Source organism: Streptomyces sp. NPDC059398, assembly GCF_042751845.1.
In the GTDB taxonomy this organism is placed as follows: Bacteria; Actinomycetota; Actinomycetes; order Streptomycetales; family Streptomycetaceae; genus Streptomyces.
Window position 1 is genome coordinate 29626 of record NZ_JBHYWP010000015.1, and the last position, 18922, is coordinate 48547.

The window sequence follows — 18922 nt, forward strand, 5'->3', positions numbered from 1 at the left end:
CCCGGCCACCCCACGCCTGCCCTCTTGAGGGTCGGGGGCGCGGGCCCCGCCGTCGCCCCGCCGGGGAGCCGCGGGGCGCGGCGGGACAGGCGTCCCGCCGAAGCCGGCGGGGTGTGCGGTGAGCATTGCGGAGGTTGCGCGGGACAGCGTGGGTGAGGGACATGGGCCAGTGACCTGAACGAGGGCTCTGTGGTTTGTCCAAAGACGTACTGGTCGAAACCCACGACTCTTCGATACATATGAGAGGTTGAGCTGGGGATCAGGGGGGATTCTGTGCTGCTTGTCGTGGGTTTACTAGGCATAGGTGGATGTGTGCTGGTGTCCCGTTGCGGTGGACCGACGCATTACCACAGGCCGTGCCGCCGCAGGCGCAAAGGACTCTTCGCCCGTTGCAGGGATCACGGCTTCACCCTTGTCACGGTCACCGACCTGGCCGGACTCGCGCTGTTCGGTCTGGCTTTCGGAGTGTGGGCACTCTTTGGGGCAGCCGGCTGATGCGGCGCAGCCGTAGCCAAGGAGGGTGGGCCGCGATTCCCTGGTGGGCATGGGGGCTCGGGGGCACGGCAGTGCTCATCGGGCTGTCGCAGGCGGCCCAGCAGTGGCCGGTCCGGACCGGATTCGGGTTGGCATCCGTGGCTGTCGGACTGGCGCTGAAGCCGGGGCGATCGGCCTTGATGGCGCGGGCCGGCCGCTCGGCGCTCGACGCAGGGCCCGTGCGCTATTCGCTGGCACATCTCGATTCCCTGGATCCCACGGAGTTCGAACTGGTCGTCTGCTCCCTGCTGCGTAGGGACGGACTGGCCGCGCAGCACGTCGGCCGAGCCGGGGACAAGGGAGCAGACGTCATGGTCGTCGACAGGTCTCGACGACGGGTGGTCGTGCAGTGCAAGCGGCTGCGACCGGATCGAAGGGTCGGAGACCAGGACGTACAGCGGGTCAACGGAACCTACCGGCACGACCACAATGCCGAATTCGCTGTGATCGTCACCACGGGAGGATTCACGACAGCCGCGAGAACCAGTGGCCCGCGTTACGGGATCCATCTGGTCGACCGGGACGCGCTGGAGCGGTGGGCCGACCTGGGGGAGCCGTTGTACCGGATTCTCCGGATTCCCGACGAGCGGACACGGAGCGGGAAACCGGGCTCCGCATCTTGGCGTGCAAGAAAGTCGATAGAGTGACATTGCGTCAGAAGACACTACAACCCGCCCTGTGTGAGGGCGGGTTGAGGAACCAAGGGGGAGTATGACCGGCCAGATCGAGTCCGTACGGATTCAGGTGTCCGGGGCGGACCCGCGTCACGCGGAGCTGGAGGCGCGAGAACTCCGCGACGTTCTGCGCCGGTTGGACGACACCGAGGTGCGCTTCGCCCCAGCGGAGGCAGCACACGACGGAGAGGGTTCGAAGGGTCCTGGGCTGCTGACCCCGGAGGTCGTGCTCGTTCTCACGGGAGGATCCTTCACGCTGGCCGGGACCGCCATCAAGGCGTGGGTCGCCGTCCGTAAGAGCCGCATGGTGCGCGTCCTGCATCCGGACGGCACGGTCACGGAGTTCCAGGGCGGCGTCTCCGGGCGTGAGATCAGGAAGCTGCGGGACGTTGGTGGCAACGGCAGTTCGGGCGCCGGTCCCGGAGCCGGGCGGTGAGCCGAAAGCATGCCCTGCTCGTGGGCACCGCCACCCACCAGGACGTGAGCTACCCCGCGCTGCCTTCGGTGCGCGCGGACATCTATTTCCTGGGCCAGGTGCTGGAGATGCCGGCCGTCGGAGGGTACGAAAAGTGCTCCCGGGTCGAGGACTCGCCGAAAGCGGCGGTCAAGCAGGCCATCGAGGAGTTCCTGAGCGTGCGGGAACCCGATGAACTGGTGGTGGTCTACCTCAGCGGCCACGGGACGTACGACCGCGAGGACGGTCAGCTGTACTTCGTCACCACGGACACCGAGGCCGGGCGCATGCGGCAGACAGCCCTCGAAGCAGCTTTTGTCATCGACCAGTTGGAGAAGTGCGCGGCCCGCCGCAAGGTGCTGCTGCTCGACTGCTGTTTCAGCGGCAGCGCGGTGCAGGGCTTCCGCAGCAAGGGGGCACCCGCGACGACCGCCCTGCCGGTGGTCGAGGCCGGAGGAGTACACGTCATCACCGCCTCCCAGCACTGGGAGAAGGCGTTCACCACGGATGCCGACCAGCCTTCGCAGTTCACCCGGGCGATCGTCGAAGGCCTGCATTCGGGACGAGCGGACCTGGACGGCGACGGGCAGATCTCCGCGAACGACCTGTTCCGTCACATCAGCCGGGACCTGCAGAAGGCACCGGACGGCCGTAGGCAGACGCCGACCCAGTCCACCCTGTCCGTGACCGGCGACATCTACCTCGCCCGTGCCGCCACCGGCCGCCAGATCCCCGCACTCAAGCCACTGCCCGCCGGGCTCACCGCGGTGACCGACACCGCGGGGGACAAGTCGCCGGCACCGGTCGAGCCCGTCGAGGCCGCACACGACGACACCGCCTTCACCGAGGCCGAATGGGCCCGGCTGCTGGCCTATTACCAGCAATGCCTGGAGGTGGAGGACCGCACCGGCGAACTGCTGCCGCTGGCGGGCAGCGACCCGCCGCGAATGGTCTGGCCGGCCGGGGAGGAAGTCCTTCTCTCCGGCTCAGAATCCAGTGTGCAGGCGCCACAACGCGTCGTGGACCTCGCAGAGCTGGCGCAGAAAGACGGCTCCGATCTCTGGTACGGGTACCCCGTCGCCGTGCTGTACGACGGCACGCGACAGGTGTGCGCACCCCTCGCCATGCGCCGGATCGAAGTCGAACACGGACCACAGGGGCGCAGCGTCGTCACGCCTTCCGGACCGATCGTCCTCCACCCCGAACTCGTCCTGAACCGGCTGGGCAAGGACGAAGGCGGGGAACTGCTCGCCGCCTACCAGCCCAACTGGCGGCCGGGTTTCCGTGAGGACATGATCCGCGACCTGCGCAGCCTGTTGCAGGAACTCGGGCTGTCCGACACCGAACACCTCGATCCCGGAGCCCTCGGCGACGGCAGCTCGCTGCGTGCGGCACACGAAGGTGCCCGCAACGTGGCGGTCGTCTACGCGGCCCGGTCGGACAGCGCGGCTACAGCGCAGCTGATGAAGGACTACAAGACGCTGCAGCGGAGTATCGGGCAGTTCCCGGACACGGCACTCGGAGCGTTCACCGCACAGGCCGAAAGGGAGCCGAGCGCCGAACAGGACGTCCAGATCGTCGCGCCACTGGAACTCAACGAAGGACAGGAAGCCGTCATCCGGGCCGCCATGGTCCGCAGGCTCACGGTCGCCACCGGACCACCCGGCACAGGCAAGAGCCAGCTCATCGTCAACACGGTCGCCACCGCCAGGGCGGCCGGACAGACCGTGCTCGTGGCCTCCACCAACAACAAGGCAGTGGACGAGGTCTGGCAGCGATGCGAGGAACTCGCCCCGGGACTTCTCGTGCGGACAGGCGCGCAGTCGGTCATCGACAAGGAGGTGCGCACCCTGGAGGAGCTGACCCGCAGCGTCCGGCCCCGGCAGTCCTCCCAGACGTACCGGGGCGAACTGCGGAACCATCTCCGGACACAGGAGTCGCTGCGGCACCGGCTCGCTGAGATCGCCCGCCGGGAGCGGGACCTCGCCGATCTCGGCCGACTGCGTTCCGCTTACGCGGAGAAGCACCACCAGGACCTTTTGGCACTTGCCGCCGCACTGGGTGACGATATCTCCCTGGGACGGTGGCTGCGTCGGGCCCGTACGGCCGCCCGTCTCGGAATCATCGGGGGATGGCTGCGCGGCCGGTGCGTGCGCAGGCTCGGCTCTGTGCCGGTCCAGGTCGCGGGCCGTCAGAACTTCGCCGAGCTGCTGATGTTCGCCGAGGCGGAAGCCGACTGGCGGCAGATGCGTACCGCAGCCGAAGCGGCGCCCGACGACGCACAGCTTCACGCCACGCTTCAGGATGCCGACCGGCGAGTCCGTGAGGCCGCGACAGCACTGCTGCGGTCGTCGGTGGCGGAGCAGGCGATGACCGCCCGCGCTGCCATCCACGAGCGCATCGAGGCGGTGCGGGCACGATCACCGAGGCAGTGGTCGACCCTGGACCGCATCCTGCCGCAGGTCTCGGGCTGGGCAGTCACCGCGCGATCCGCCCGGCGGTTCCGGGACCGGGCCGCCCTCTTCGACCTGGTCATCGTGGACGAAGCCAGTCAGTGCTCCGCACCGGATGTGCTGCCGCTGCTCTTCCGTGCCCGGCGTGCCCTGGTGATCGGCGACCCCATGCAGCTGCAGCACATCACCACACTGCAGCCGCGCCAGGAGGCGGAGGCGCACCGGGGAGCAGGACTGCGAGCGAGCTGGCTCGACGAGCACCGGCTCGAGCACCGCCGCTACTCCTCCTTCCATGCGGCTGCCCATGCGGCAGGGGAGACGCTGCTGCTCGACGAGCACTTCCGTTGCCACCCGGACATCGTCGGCATCGCGAACCGGCACTGCTACGGCGGCCGGCTGACCGTCCTCACCGATCCCCGATCGCTGCGGCGCATCGATGGAGTCGACGCCGTGCAGTGGCTCGACGTGAAGGGGGCGGCGCGCAGGGGTCACAACGGGTCGTGGCTGAACCAGGATGAGGCAGACCGTGTTCATCTCTCGGTGGAGCGCCTGCTCAAGCGACTTCCGCACGGTTCGACCGTAGGCGTCGTCACTCCCTTCCGGGCTCAGAAGGACCTGATCGCCGGCTGCTGGCAGGACGAACCACGGGTCAGGGTCGGAACAGTACATACTTTCCAGGGAGGACAGCAGGATGTGATCCTGCTGTCCCTTGTCGCGTCCGACCGGATGCGTCCGAGCGCGGTCAACTGGCTCTCTCGCGAAGTCAACCTCTGGAACGTGGCCATCACACGGGCCCGTTCGCATCTCATCGTGTTCGGAGACCGCGAGTTCTGGTCGGTCCGGCCCGGCATGCCGCACGCACTCCTCGACGCGGCAGAGGCCAAGGACGGCCTCCCTTCGCTCTGGGTTCACCCGGAACATTCCGCCGAAGACGTAGGCGACCGGCTGCAGTTCCTGCTGACGGACGAGATTCCTGGAGCCCTGATCGACCGGAATGCCACGGTGGACGGCTATCCCTACGACTTCGACGTCCGCCGCAGCTCGAAGAGTGTTCGGATTCGACTCGACCCTGGTACGTCCACCGGCGCAGAGGCCGCACGTCACCTGAGACTCGCGCTCGGCCGAACGAGCCTGCTGCCCAACGGCGTGCGGATCCCTGCCTGGCAGGTATGGGACGGGCGGACGGAACGGGTGGTGGGCCGACTCGACAACTGAAATGTGCAGGGAGGGGCGGGCAGCGCTGAAGAACGCACAGGGACGAGCGAGAAGCGCGATACGACTGCGACAGCCGAAGCCAGGCCCTATCATCGGACCGGGGGATCTCGGTGTCCCGGCCCGCACGCCGGAAACCGCTGCGTCGGCATGCGTACGAGCTTCTCCGACGACCGGTTTCTTCGTAATCCGCCAGGAGTTCACCGTGCCGTACACGGCAGAGATCAGCCGCTCCAACCCGACGAGCATCATCTTCCTCGTTGACCAGTCGACCTCCATGAGCGATCCCATCGGTGGTGAAGTACCGCAGCAGAAGGCCGATGTCGTCGCCGACGCCATCAACCGACTGCTCACCGAACTCTCCGTCAAGTGCGCGAAAGAAGAAGGCGTACGCGACTACTTCCACGTCGCGGTCATCGGCTACGGAGCCACCGTGGGCTCGGCGCTCGCGGGGCCGCTCGAAGGACGGGACCTTGTCCCCCTGAGCGAGGTGGCGGACAACCCGGCCCGCATCGACGAGCGGAGCAAGAAGGTTCCCGACGGGGCCGGCGGACTGGTGGAGACTGCCGTCAACTTCCCTCTGTGGATGGATCCGGTCGCTCACGGCGGGACCCCGATGAACCGTGCGTTGCAGTACGCGGAGGGACTCGTCGCCGGCTGGACCGAGCGGTACCCGGCCGGATTCCCGCCCATCGTCATCAACCTGACGGACGGCGAGTCGACCGACGGCGACCCCACCGCCGCGGCCGAGGCCGTCACCTCCCACGCCACAGCGGACGGAGCGGCACTGCTGTTCAACCTGCATGTGTCCGCGGCCGGCGGCACACCAACCGCGTTCCCCGACTCGGCGGACACCCTTCCGGACAGCTACGCCCGGACCCTGTTCGGCATGTCCAGCCCGCTGCCGAGTCACATGCGCTCGTACGCGGCCTCGCAGGGGCAGCGGGTCAGCGAGACCACTCGCGGTTTCGTCTACAACGCCGACATCACCACGGTCGTTCAGTTCCTCGACATCGGTACCCGGGCAACCGAACTGCGGTGACGACCTCCACTTCCTGCGTGTACATCACGCACCTGGTGGCGCCCAAGAAAGGAAGCACGGCAGCGGAATGCGAAGACGCCGTCGCCGTGCTTCCCGGGCATCCGCACGATCACATGCTGCGGGAGCCATTCGCGGCCGGCGTCTGCGACGGAGCCACGGAAAGCGCACTGGCCAAGGACTGGGCCAAGCTGCTGTCCCGCGCCGCGGCCGAACACGCCATGGCGCTGCCGGACGCGCTGGCGGGCGGAACCGCCTTCGAGCAGTTCGCAGCGTCCGTGGTGGCCCGGTGGGATCCCTGGCTGGCCGACTACACACTGGCTCGCCAGGCAGAAGGGCGTCCACTGAAGTGGTACGAGCACACCAAGCTCGCGGAGGGTGCCTACGCGACGCTGCTCACGGTGCGCGTCGACCCGGAGAGCGGTGCCCACGACGGCGAAGCAGCACCGTCCTGGCGGTGGCGTGCGGCTGCCTTGGGGGACAGCTGCCTGTTCCACCTGCGAGACGACCAGTTGATACAGGCGTTCCCGGTGTCGGCCGTCGAGGAGTTCGGCACCACTCCCGATCTCTTCGGCAGCCGCAACCGTGATGCCGCGCTCCTCGCCGACCGCACGAGATTCACCGGAGGGAACTGTCGCCCGGGAGACCGCCTGCTCCTGATGACGGATGCCCTGGCCGCTTGGCTCATGTCGGCTCCGGACCAGGCCGACGCCGTCGGCCAGCTCCTCGAGTACGCCGGGCCCGACGACCTGGACGATTTCAACAACTGGCTGAATGGGCTACGGGACAGCCGGCAGTTGCGCAACGACGACGTGGCGTTCGTACGGATCGATTTCGAGGGACGGTGAACATGGGCCCGGCCACCGGTTCGCAGCGCCGGTTCCCCAGCGGCGCCGAGTACGCGGAAGCCCTGCAGCACACCCAGCTGTGCTTCCATCATCCGGAACTCAGGGGAGCCCGGCCCGAGCTGACCGGACTCGGTCTGCCGCGCCCCATCTCCGGCGCCTTCGCCAGTGTCTTTTCCCTGACCTCGCCCTCATCGGGCCGTCGGTACGCGGTCAAATGCTTCACCCGTCACGTCCCGGACCAGGAACGTCGGTACGAGGCCATCAGCTCCCGACTCGCCCTGCTCGATCCGGCGGAGCTCTCCCAGCCGTGGAACCTCGGCTTCGAGTACCTTCCCGACGCCATCAGCGTGGGGCGGGAACGCTACCCGGTCCTCAAGATGGAGTGGGCCGAGGCCGTCACCCTGTCCTCCTGGCTCGACGACAACCATGCGGACCCGATCGCCGTCGATCGTTTGGCTGACCGGTTCGAGGAACTGACCCGGGACCTGGCGAACCACCAGATCGCCCATGGCGATCTGCAGCACGGCAACCTGCTCGTGGCGAGCGACGACACCTTGCGGCTGGTCGACTACGACGGCATGTACGTCCCGGCACTGGCCGGCCTGGGCGGGACCGAGCGAGGGCACCGGAACTATCAGTCGCCCCTGCGGGGGAACGACGACTTCGGACTGGATCTTGACCGGTTTTCCACCTGGGTCATCTTCCTCTCGTTGAAGGCGATCGCCTCCGAACCGGCCCTGTGGTCCCGATTGCACGAACCCAGCGGCGAGTTCCTCCTGCTCACCGAAGACGACTTCACGAGCCCGGCCGGGTCCGCACGACTGCAGACACTGCTCACTCATCCCGACCGTATGGTGAGCGGACTCGCCGACCAGGTGCGGACCCTGGCCTGCCAACCCCTGGACATGCTGCCGCCGCTCACCCTGGCCGTGCCCAGGCAGCGCCAAGCCGCAACGGTGATCACGGACACCGCTGCTCACAGCGGGGCCGCCGCCCCGGGCACCGGCGGTCTGCCCAGCTGGATGGCGGGACACGTCGCCTCTGAGGCGTCGCCGACGCAGCCCGCGCCCTCTGTGGCCTCACCGGACAGATTCCAGTTCAGGACGCCACTGGATGTCGCTGTAGCCGTCGTCTGGCCCGTGATGCTGGCAGTGACCGTGCTGGCCCTTGTCATGGGGCTCTCGACAGCCCTGTTCGGTCCGGTAGTCCCGGCGCTCGTCGCCACCGCGTTCTCGGCGTTCGGGCGGACTCGCCGCACGGAGTTGGCTCAGATACGGGCCGTTCTCTCCGGGCTCACAGCGGAACTGGATCAGCTCGACGATCCGGTGAAGGCTGAGAAGAAACTACGCAAGGACCGGGCGAAGTTCGACGCCGCAGAGACGAAGCGCGCCGCAGACCACCCACGAGAACAAACCAAGCTCACTGCGAGCTACCACGGCGAGCTCCAGCAGATCGAGAAGCGCAGGATTCGTAAGCGGCAGGAGCTGGACAAGAAGATCGCCGGGCTTTCGACGGAGCGCGGGAAAGCATTGCAAACGGAGCTTACCGCCCGGCAGTCCGCCTACGTACGTGACCGTCTCGGACGACAACTGATCTCCCGGAACCCGCCGCACGGCATCGGACCGACACTGGCCGCGCGTCTCGCGGCAGCGGGAGTCCGTACCGCAGCCGACTTCACCGGATACCAACCCGTGCGCAATACGCACTACAACAGCGTCGGTGCCGAACTGGTGCTCAGCAACGGCCGCCGTGTCGACGTCCAGGGCATCGGTGAGGCCAAGGCCATCGCGCTCGAGGCCTGGCGCAGGCAACTGGTCGCCGACGCCGAAGCCGGTCAGCCCACCATGCTCACCGCACAGGAACGACGCTCGATCGACCAGGGCATCGAAGTCCGGCGCACCCGCCTGACCGCTGAGCTCCGCTCCGTGGACGCGGCAGCCGAAGCCTCACGGACAAAGGCACAGAAGGAGTTGGAGGAGGGCCAGGCGCGGCTCACCCGGGAGAACACTCTGGCTGGCGAGCGATCCCGCAGGCAGCGGCAGGAGTTCAGTCGGCGAGCGGTTTCGCTCCAGCAGAACAGGGCGCGCCATGCGGCGCTGAGCTCTGCTGCTGAGACTGCTGAGGCACACCGGCGCAGGCTGTCCCTCGTGCAATACCTGCGATTCCTCTACACCGGTCGCTGAACCGCGCCTCTGAAAGGCACGATGCCGCATCCCCGGTCGACCTCGTGCTCCATACCGTCGAGGGCGCGCATCGCTCCGGATGAGGGATCGCGGTGGTTCAGACCGTGGAGGAGCGGACAGTGATGTCCGCTAGGTCGGCCGGGTGGGTGGTGGCGAAGCCGAGTTCCTGGCTCGGGAGCTGGACGATGTCGTGGACCCGGACGCGTAACTGCCCTTCAGGGCCGGCCCGCAAGGGAGTCCCCGGTCGAGGGCGTCGGCGTTCAGCCGCCGGTAGTGATCGGGCAGACTCTGCCGAGTCGCGCAGCGGCCTGGTTGTATTGGCCCGCAGCGTTGTTGACGCGGCTGATGGGGGGTTTGCCTCCGAGTGCGGTGTGGCTGCGGTGGTGGTTGTAGGTGTGGAGGAAGTCTGCCAGGGCTGTGGTGCGTTCGGTGTTGGTGGTGTAGAGCCGTAGGTAGGCCCACTCGTCGAGGAGGGTGCGGTTGAAGCGTTCGACCTTGCCGTTGGTCTGTGGCCGGTAGGGGCGGATCCTCTTGTGGGTGATGCTGGCCGTGGCCAGGGTCTGGGTGAACAGTTTCGACTTGTAGCAGGAGCCGTTGTCGGTCAGTACGCGCTCGACGGTGATGCAGTGGGCGGTGAAGAACGCGTTCGCCCTCTGCCAGAAGCCGGTCGCGGTGTGCTGGCGTTCGTCGGTGAGAACTTCGCTGTAGGCCAGGCGGGAGTGGTCGTCCACGGCGGAGTGGATGAAGGCGTAGCCGATCACCGGTTTGCTGCTCTTGCGCTCGGCCGTGGTGCCGATCTTGTTGTCCATCGCCGATCGGCGGTCCATGACGCGGTGGCCGCCGCCGTCGGGGATGTTGCCGAGCTTCTTGATGTCGACATGGACCAGCTCGCCTGGGCGGGAGCGTTCGTAGTGGCGGATGACCTGGCCGGTGGGCCGGTCCAGGAAGGCGAGCCGGTTCAGGCCGTGGCGGGCCAGGAGCCGGTGGACCGTGGAGGCCGGCAGACCCAGGACGGGGCCGATCCGTGCCGGGCCGAGCTTGCGGTCGGTTCGCAGGCGGCAGACCTGCGCCTCGATCGCGGCCGGCGTGCGGTGCGGGGTCGTTCGGGCCTGCTGGAGCGGTCCCACAGTCCGGCCTCGCCCTCGGCCCGCCACCGGCGGACCCACTTGTGGGCGGTGGGCCTGGATATGCCCATCTCGGCCGCCACGTGTGCGACCGGCCACCCGGGCCAGGAGGGCCTTGACTCCGAATCCTGAAGACGGGTTATGCGGCTGGTTTCAGCGTAGTTGGTGTGAGGTGGAGGGCGTTCTCGAAGGCGGTTGGTGATCGTTGTCCGAGGCGGGAATGTCGGCGTCGGGTCTTGTAACGGTGGAGCCATCGGAAGGCGTCGAGTCCGGCCTCGCGCTCGTCGGGCCACCCTTTCCGGCCCTGGAGTGTCTCGCGTTTGAAGGTCGCATCGAATGACTCGGCGAGTGCGTTGTCCGCGCTGGAACCGACTGTGCTCATGCTTCGCCGCACACCTGCTGACCTGCAGGCTTCGGCGAATGCCTTGCTCGTGTACTGGGCTCCGTGGTCGGTGTGCATGATCGATCCAGCGAGGCTTCCTCGGGTGCGGACGGCTGCGGCCAGGGCGTCGGTGACGAGATCCGCGCGCATGCGGGCGGCGATCGCCCAGCCGGCCAGACGTCGCGATGCGAGGTCGATGACGGTCGCCGGGTAGCAGCACTTCCCGCCGTCGATGGGCAGGTAGGTGATGTCGCCGACGTACTTCGCGTTCGGGGCCTGGGCGGTGAAGTCGCGGCCGATCAGGTCCGGGGCCTTGGCCGCTGCTGGGTCGGGGACGGTGGTGCGGTGCCGGCGGCGCAACCGGACTCCTTCGATCCCGGTTGCTCGCATGATCCTTGCGACGCGTTTGTGATTGACCGCCTCCTCACTCGTCTCGCGGAGCTCGGCGGTGATTCTTGGGGCTCCGTAGGTGCCGTCCCATTCCTGGTGCACCGCCCGTATCCGGGCGGCCAGCCTTGCGTCGGCCGCCTCCCGGGCGGCCCGGTCCGCGGCTGTCCGGCGCCAGTAATAGAAGCTCGAGCGGCTGACGCCGAGGATGCTGCAGAGCCGCTTCACGCCGTAACGGCGCTGGAGGTCGGCGACACACTGGAAGCGGTTCACCAGCGCGTCTCCCCGGCGAAATACTTCGCCGCTTTGCGCAGGATTTCGCGTTCCTCCTCCAGCTCACGGACCTTCTTCCGCAAGGCCGCGTTCTCCGGCTCCAGCGGCGCCGGCGGCTGGGCCGGTTCCTGCGTCGTGCGTCCCCGCGGACGGCTTAGTCCGGCCGCCCTCACCCAGTTCCGCAGGGTCTCTGGGTTGATCCCCAGATCGGCGGTGACCGACCTGATCGTTGCTTCGGGCCGCGACTCGTACAGGGCGACTGCGTCCGCCTTGAACTCCGGCGGGTAGTTCTTCATGACCACGAGATGTCCGTACTCAGATCCGCAGGATCCAGTGTCTCGTGTGTTCAACACCAGGGGTCAAGGCCCCCCATCCACGGCATGGGTGGACTTGCCCGCGGTGATGAAGTGGTCAGGGCAGCGTCCGATGCCGGACCCGGTCCTTGGCGTCGGTTGTCATGCCAATGCGCCGCCTATCTGGCTGAGGCAAAGGCAGTGAAGTGCGCCGGCGGGTGATCGATGGCCAGGCCGGGCCGCCAGGCAGTGAGGATCTGGGCGCTGCAGACGAACAGTCCGTCGGGGAGCTGATCGAGCGGGTGCCAGGCCCAGTCGCCAACGCTCTCGTCGGCTTGTGTAGCGGGCTGCCCTTGCCAGGCGTGGACGAGCGCGCCGACGGTGACCCGCAGGACACCTTCGACGTGGTCGACAAGCGTGCCCAGGAGCCTGACGTCGCCGGGCCGAGCGACCAGGCCGGTTTCCTCGTCGAGTTCTCGGATCACCGCGTCCTTGAAGGATTCGCCTGCCTCTACGCTGCCGCCAGGGAGTTCGATGGTGCCGCGGTGGTGCCGGCCCAGCAGAATGCCCTGTTCGCTCAGCAGGATTGCGCCGACGCCGACGGCTGCGTGTGCTGCCGGGGCTCTGGTGCTGCGGGGGCGGCTGGAGACTCGCGCCGACCGGTCGGGCAGGCGCCGGGCGCGGATGAGCTGCTGGATGACTGTGATGCTCTCGTCGGGGTGCGGCAGCAGGTCGATTGCCTCGACGCGGAAGCCGTGCCCGGTGAGCAGGTCTTCCCACAGCTGCGGTGCCAGGATCCACATCTGCGTGGGCAGAGGCGGATCGTCGCGCAGCAGGATCTCCTGCTCGCGCGGCGCCACCTCCGTGGACGGGCCGCGGCCATGAAGGTCGGTGTGGAGGAGCGAGAGGATCAGAGGGGCGCCAGGACGTAGTCCGCCACGCAGTGCGGGCAGTGAGCGTTGAGGGTCTACGAACCCGAGCGTCCCGATTGCGTACGCGGCGTCGAACGGGTCGGCTACAGCCAGGTAGTCGCTCACGTCTCCCAGGACGAACTCCACGCCCTCCACGTCCGTGTGGGCCGAGACGGCGCGTTCATGCTGGGTCGGGGACAGCTCGATGCCGGTGACGTGGGCTCCGTGAGTCTGGGCGAGATGGACAGCGTGGTGGCCGGCTCCGGATCCGATGTCCAGTACGCGTCTGCTGGTGACGTCCCCGAGGACTTCTGCTCCCGGTCCGACTCCTTCCCAGGGCGTCCATGCGATGCCCTTGGGGACGGGCGGGCTGTAGGCGCGGGCCAGTTGTCTCTGGCCGTAGATCTGCCAGGCACGGGTGTTGGTGTCCTCGGCGGGCACGGTTGCCTCCTGGGTAGGGGGTGGGGTCAGATGTGCGTGAGTTCGATCGGCCCGTACCGCGCGTGCGGCTCCTGCCGCATCAGCGCGTCGTACCGGTCCGCTGCCGAGAAGTGCCAGAACTCGGTTCCATAGTTGGTAAAACCTGCGCTCTCCATGGCGTGGAGCAGCAGCGTGCGGTAGTGGCGCGCGCGATCGCTGAGATTCGGGGCGTGAGTGAAGCAGGCGCCGTCGCTGTCCTCGGGGGAGGCATTGACACGGGTGCCGAGGTCGAGTTCGTGGCCGTCCTGGTCGACGAGGGTTACGTCCACGGCCGCGCCCGCGGAGTGGGGCGCGATCGCCGGCGGCGACACGTACTGGCTGGCGGCCCGGTACAGCTGCTCAGCTGTCCAGCCGGAGTGAGCGGCGGTCAGCTCGTCCCGGTATTCGGTGAAGTAGCGCCGCTGGAGGGCCAGCGGCCGGTAGCCCTCGATGAACAGCAGGTCGGTGCCGGCGGGCAGGAGCGAGCGGGCGTGGGCGAACGCGCCCAGCGGATCTTGCTTGCGGGGATCGACGCGGAAGCTGCGGTCACGCACGTCGACGAGCGGCTCCCCGCACTCGCGTACCGGGATCGCGGCGACCCGCGGATCGGACATCAGCACCAGGCTGTTCATCGGCTCTCCCTGTGTCGGTTTGCACTGCGGCGGAGGGACGGGCGAGGCGGAGGCCAGGTCGGTTTCGCGCACGATTCGCGCGATGGTGTCCTGCAGCGTGCTGTCGGCCGGGAGCACGGTCTCCAGACCGTCCGGCAGCAGATCCAGCTCTCGGTACCAGGAGGCGAGGTGGCTGTCGGTGACTTGCTCCAGGTACGCGGCATCCGCCTTCGACGCGTGCCGGGCTAACGTCGTTTCCAGCGGCACGTCCAGGTAGTAGCAGCTGGAGACCCCGCGGTGGTCCCGTACCAGAGACGTGATCATGTGGCTGTAGCGGTCGGCGTACAGGATCCCTTCGAGCACCACATGGAAGCCGGCGTTCAGTGCTTCGCGTGCGATCCTGCCCAGCAGAGCGATGTTGGCGCCGCGCGCGGTGTCGTGTTCGCGCAGCACGTTTCGCCGGATCACGTCCTGGCCCACGATCGCGACACCGCGGCCGTAGTGGTCGCGTAGGCCCTGGGCCACGCTCGACGTGCCGGACGCCGAGTTGCCGCGGATCACTACGAGGCGGGTGTCCGGCCGGCCGCCGTCGCGGCGGATGCGCGACAGGGTGCTTCGGTCGGTGTGGGGGTCATGCGGGCCAGCCCGTCTCGCTGTACAGCTCGCCGTTCTGGATCTTCGTGATAGCCAGTCGGGTATAGGGGACGAGTTCGTCTGGAAGGGCGGCGGGGTCCCAGAATCGCCACTCGGTGCACTTGTCCGGCTCGCGCAGTTCCGGCTCGCCGCTCCAGATGCGGGCGCGGAAGAATAGACCCATGCGGGGTGGGTTCTTGGGCTTGCCGATGTGGTGGACGACGTGGACGAGTTCGACGTCATGGCGCTCGATGTGCAGGCCGGCCTCCTCCTGGGCCTCCCTGATCAGGCAGGCGATGGCGTTCTCCTGCTCGCAGTGGCCGGCCAGGACGTGCCAGGTGGAGGGCGCGAACGCGGAGTTGGGGTGGCGCAGTCCGAGCAGCACCGTTCCGTCGGGCCGTTGCAGGTAGAGGTGGACGCCGATGATGTTGGGGACCGTGCCGCGCGGCGAAGCCAGACGTTCCTCCTCGGGCTCGGGTCCGCTCTGCGTCGTCGGGAGGCCGGCGGCATGGCGCCGTACGAGGTCGCTGGTGGTGTCCGCGATACGGAGTCGGTGGAGGTCGCCGGGGGCGAAACAGGCGAGCATGACCCCTTCGGTCAGACGGAGTTCGCGGGGGTCACCGTTCCAGCGGCCGACGTAGATCGCGATGGGCACGGTCGTGCCGGCGTCGTCGGTGGCGTATTCGGTGCCGAACGGGGTCAGGTCGGCGATGTCGAGGCCGGCTTCCTCGGTCAGTTCGCGCCGCGCGGTGTGTTCCAGTGTGGCGTCCTGGGGTTCTCGGCCGCCACCCAGGAGGGACCACATGCCCGGTTCCCAGATCCGGCCGGGGAAGTAGTCGCGCAGGTGGAGCAGGTACTCGCCGCGGTCGTTGTAGACCAGGGCGGAGGCATTGGCCTTCTCCGGTTCGGCCTGGAGCGGGAGCTTGAGCAGCTTCTCGCGCAGGGACGGAGAGGCCACCTCGTCCATGGGCCGCCACTCGATGCTGCCGACCACTTCTTCCTGCAGCACCGGCGGTTCGCCCGCGGTGCGCAGACGGAAGAGGAACCGGAGGTCGAAGTGCTGGTGGCCGGGTCCGCCTTTGCCTTGCTGGGCGTCGACGTGGTGGATGCCGATGTCGAACGGAACCGCCTCGTAACCGGGCCACGGCGTGAGGGCCTGGGGCGGGATCCCGGTCTCCTCGTGCAGCTCCCGCAGCGCCGCTGCTGCCAGGGACTCGTCAGAGGGCCCGATGTGCCCTCCGGGGGCGAGGACCTTCCCGCTCGCCACGTGCAGCACGTGCAGGACGCGGCCGAGCGGATCGACGACGATCGCGCCGCAGGTGACGTGTCCGGTGAAGGCGGCGCGGCTGGCGATGTCGTCGCCGGTCCGGTCCAGGGCGTCCAGGAGGCCGGCGAGCTGCTCGCGCTCATGAGGCTTGCGGGCGAGATAGGTGTCGACGGCGGTGCGAATGTGGTCGTGCGACAGCGGCATGGGCTACCTCAGAGGGGCGTGGAGTGGAACGAGTTGAGGCGGGGTGAGCGTCCGGGTCAGCTCATCCGCATCCCCTCCGCGGGGATCTCCTCGATGGCGGCGGCATGAGCGGCGGGCAGGCCCCACCGGTTGCGTGCCGTCTCTGTGGCCAGCAGTGCTTGCCGTGCTCCGGGCGGGCCCCAGCCCAGCAGGGCGGCTGCCTGGGCGGGGGTGGCGAGCAGGCGGGCGAAGGTGCGGCCGGTGGCGGGGTCGACGGCCGCCGGTCCGATGGTGGTGACCCGGGCGGCCAGTCGGAGCCGGGCGTTGGGCCCCACGCCGCCGTAGACCTCACCGGTTTCGTCCAGAATCCAGCCCAGTCGCACTGGTTCGGTCAGGGTCAGTTGGGCTTCCTCGGCGGCTTCCCGGCGGAGGGTGTCCTCGGGAGTGGCGTCGGCCTTCTCGACGGTGCCGCCGGGCAGCATGGGCAGCGCACCCCGGGGCTCGGGGTCGGCGACGAGGACGACCCTGCCGTCCGGGACGAAGCACCACGCCCAGGCTTGTTGCACAGGGAGTTGGTCGGGCACGGGGGTCCGGTTCAGAGGGCTGTCCCACATGGGGCGGTAGCGGACGTGGACGTTATGACGGTCCAGTGCCGGAACGTCGAGGACGTGCCGGCCGTCGGCGAGGTGTGCGGTGTCGGTGCCGCCGAGGCGAGCGCGGTAGGCGGCGAGCATGATCTGTCCGTCCACGGTGAGCATGCGGTGCGCCGCCTCCCGGGTCTCAAGGAAGGCGTACTCGGACAGTTCGTCGCTGGGCAGACGTAGCTCCCGGATTTGATCGGGGGTGAGGGTGCCGCCGTCGAAGATGTAGCGGATCTCTCCGGGGCAGGGCATGCCTGGTTTGATGTCGGGGTGGTGCGGCGAGAGGGAGTGGACGGCGAGCACACGCGGGAAGTCCATTTCCCGTAGGCCCAGTTCTTCGTCGATCTCGCGTCGGCAGGCGTCCACCGGGTGCTCTCCCGGTTCGGCGGCGCCGCCGGGCAGCAGCCACCGGTCGTCCTCGCGGTAGGTCGGGTGCACCAGCAGGACACGGCCGATCTGGTCAGTGATGATCGCTGCGGCACTGAGCCATACGGCGTGGCGGGAGGCGGCGTACTGCTCGTCCGTTGTGGCAGCTTGCGGCGGAATGTGATTCGAGCGGGAGACGGGAGAGGTCACGGGCTCTGCCTTTCGGTGGGGCGCGTCCACGCAGTGAGGGTGAGAGGGAGCAGTTCAGCTGCACTGCCCCTCATTACGGGCACGTTGGCGCGGCCGAGGCGGGGGATGGCCTCACGGGAGGCCCGGTCTCGCGGGTGTAAGAGGACTGGCTTGGCCGCCACCTTCACGAAGTGGCGGCCGTCCGGCTGGTTGCCTCACACACATGTGAGTTGGTCCGCCCGTGGGAGGCGTCGCCTACGACCTGGGTCGGCCCCAGAACGGATTGCACCCACTGGGCCAGTGGCGCGGGGGTGCTGGCGGGTTCGGTCATGCCAGGTACCTCGTATCCGGTCGTGCCCCGGACCTGAGGAAGCCGTTGTGGCCGCCGGCGGGGCGAGCGGAGGTGTCCGGAGGGAAGGCGGTGTTTTCGAACGCAGGGTGAACGGGCACAGGGGCCGTACAAGCGATGCATGGGTGCTCCCCGGGACGCGATGCGGACAGGTGATCGGGTAACTGGGCCTTTCCCTTCGCCGTCACGGGTACACGGGGGCGAAATCTAGAACCTTATTTCGAATGGTCGAGGGGTCCCTGGTATGGCCGAGGAAGCCGTGCGGTGATGCTGCGTTCGATCACTCATGTGGGTCTGGGTATTTCATACGGAGGGTTTGCGGAGGGTTCAGGGTGGCGGTGCTGTCTGTGCGGTGCGATCAGCTGCGGGTGATTCGGGTCCGGTGCTGTCACCGGGTGACAGGAGGCACCCGAGTGTGACTTCGGCGTGCCACAGTCATGATCCGCGAGGCGAAGGGCAACACCGCGGTGCGCGACGTCAGGCCGGCCACCGTGACAAGTCCCTCTTCCCCAAGTCGGCGTGCGATGTTGTCCGACGCGTCGGGGGACGTGATGTCAACAAGGTGACGAGCGAATGCCTGCTGGACCGAGGTTCGGAGCATCGCGCAACTCCTTCGGGGCGGGGTGGTGCGTCCACTCTTGGTAGCCAGGACATTCGGGTAAAGCGACGGATTGTCGACTGCGCCAATACGCCTGACCGGCAACCCTGTTGGCAGGCACCTGCTACGTTCCGGATGCCTGAGCCCCTGCACTTCGAGGAGCGGGATGTCGTACTCTCCGCCGCTCTGGCCGGTTTCGGTCAAGGGCGTCGTCATCGACGGATACGGGCGTGTGCTGCTGCTGAAGAATGAACGGCAGGAATGGGAGTTGCCCGGCGGGCGCCTGGAGATCGCAAACGCCCCAACGGGGCAGGAGCCCGACCTGGGCTGCGAGGAAGCCCTGGCCCGAGAAGTTCGGGAAGAGACCGGCTGGACGGTGAAGGCCGATCGGCTGCTGGACACCTGGGTGTACGAACCCATCCCGGGCCGGCGTGTACTGATCGTGACGTACGCATGCACGGTGCTGACGCCGGAACGGGAACCGCTCGTGAGTCACGAGCACAAACAGGTCGGCCTCTTCACCGAGGCCGAGGTACCGGGGCTCACGATGCCGGATGGATACAAGCAGTCCATCGCGACTTGGTACGCGCAGCTCGCCCCCACTGTGGACGATCACCGGGAGGCGAAGGTGTCCGTAGCCAGTGAGGGCGGGCAGCTGGACAGCACGCTGCGACCCGCCCCTCAGCATGCTCTCCCGGGCTGTAGTGCCGACAGAGATATCTCCGGGCAGGAAGTCGGTATCGAACAGCGTGTTCCGCGCGGTTGCGCATATGGATTTCGCACGGGAGGAGGTCCTCCCCTGGGAAATACAAGTCGTGTGCTAATTTGCCTGGAAAAACGTCGGGCCGTGGAAATGAAT

12 protein-coding genes and 1 pseudogene are annotated in these 18922 nt (G+C 68.0%); 7 read left to right on the forward strand and 6 right to left on the reverse strand.

Translation table 11 applies throughout. From position 1 onward, the window contains the following. Positions 1 to 632 precede the first annotated feature (632 nt). The 6 genes from ACFXBC_RS08170 (at position 633) to ACFXBC_RS08195 (ending at position 9397) form a co-directional block, all read left to right on the forward strand. The gene (locus tag ACFXBC_RS08170; RefSeq protein ID WP_385020022.1) at positions 633 to 1181 is read left to right on the forward strand and encodes a restriction endonuclease; all 549 of its coding nucleotides are present in this window, start codon (positions 633 to 635) and stop codon (positions 1179 to 1181) included. Positions 1182 to 1245: 64 nt separating this feature from the next. After that, on the forward strand, positions 1246 to 1644 hold the full coding sequence (locus ACFXBC_RS08175) for a hypothetical protein (RefSeq protein WP_385020025.1): 399 nt from the start codon (positions 1246 to 1248) through the stop codon (positions 1642 to 1644). Next, positions 1641 to 5330 carry an AAA domain-containing protein gene (locus ACFXBC_RS08180; RefSeq protein WP_385020028.1) on the forward strand — a complete coding sequence of 1230 codons (3690 nt, stop codon included), beginning with the start codon at positions 1641 to 1643 and terminating at the stop codon, positions 5328 to 5330. The genes ACFXBC_RS08175 and ACFXBC_RS08180 overlap by 4 nt, the downstream gene beginning before the upstream one ends. Positions 5331 to 5532: 202 nt before the next feature. Beyond that, the gene (locus ACFXBC_RS08185; protein ID WP_366473384.1) at positions 5533 to 6369 is read left to right on the forward strand and encodes a vWA domain-containing protein; all 837 of its coding nucleotides are present in this window, start codon (positions 5533 to 5535) and stop codon (positions 6367 to 6369) included. Positions 6370 to 6386: 17 nt separating this feature from the next. Next, positions 6387 to 7214, forward strand: coding sequence for a hypothetical protein (locus tag ACFXBC_RS08190; RefSeq protein ID WP_385020032.1), 828 nt, complete (start codon positions 6387 to 6389; stop codon positions 7212 to 7214). Between the two features lie 2 nt (positions 7215 to 7216). Continuing rightward, entirely contained in the window at positions 7217 to 9397 is a 2181-nt protein-coding gene (locus ACFXBC_RS08195) for a hypothetical protein (protein ID WP_385020035.1), read from the forward strand. A gap of 260 nt (positions 9398 to 9657) precedes the next feature. Here ACFXBC_RS08195 and ACFXBC_RS08200 read toward each other — a convergent pair. From ACFXBC_RS08200 to ACFXBC_RS08225, 6 genes and pseudogenes are all read right to left on the reverse strand, one after another. Then, positions 9658 to 10664, reverse strand: a pseudogene (locus ACFXBC_RS08200) (IS481 family transposase). Next, a protein-coding gene (locus ACFXBC_RS08205) for an IS3 family transposase (protein WP_385020038.1) occupies positions 10661 to 11865 on the reverse strand; the annotation gives its coding sequence in 2 pieces (ribosomal slippage) (positions 10661 to 11574 and positions 11574 to 11865; 1206 coding nt in all). Before ACFXBC_RS08205 ends, ACFXBC_RS08200 begins: the two are co-directional and overlap by 4 nt. A 170-nt stretch (positions 11866 to 12035) precedes the next feature. Next, positions 12036 to 13208 (reverse strand): NUDIX domain-containing protein, encoded by a 1173-nt coding sequence (locus ACFXBC_RS08210; protein ID WP_385020041.1) that lies wholly within the window; start codon positions 13206 to 13208, stop codon positions 12036 to 12038. A 26-nt stretch (positions 13209 to 13234) separates the two neighbouring features. Further along, complete coding sequence (locus tag ACFXBC_RS08215; RefSeq protein WP_385020044.1) at positions 13235 to 14398, reverse strand: M15 family metallopeptidase; 1164 nt, start codon at positions 14396 to 14398, stop codon at positions 13235 to 13237. A gap of 70 nt (positions 14399 to 14468) precedes the next feature. Next, positions 14469 to 15941, reverse strand: a complete 1473-nt coding sequence (locus tag ACFXBC_RS08220) for an NUDIX domain-containing protein (RefSeq protein ID WP_385020047.1) — start codon at positions 15939 to 15941, stop codon at positions 14469 to 14471. Between the two features lie 56 nt (positions 15942 to 15997). Next, the gene (locus ACFXBC_RS08225; RefSeq protein ID WP_385020050.1) at positions 15998 to 17137 is read right to left on the reverse strand and encodes an NUDIX domain-containing protein; all 1140 of its coding nucleotides are present in this window, start codon (positions 17135 to 17137) and stop codon (positions 15998 to 16000) included. Positions 17138 to 18229: 1092 nt separating this feature from the next. Here ACFXBC_RS08225 and ACFXBC_RS08230 point away from each other — a divergent pair. Further along, the coding region (locus tag ACFXBC_RS08230; RefSeq protein ID WP_385020053.1) for an NUDIX domain-containing protein at positions 18230 to 18922 on the forward strand (693 nt) is incomplete at its 3' end.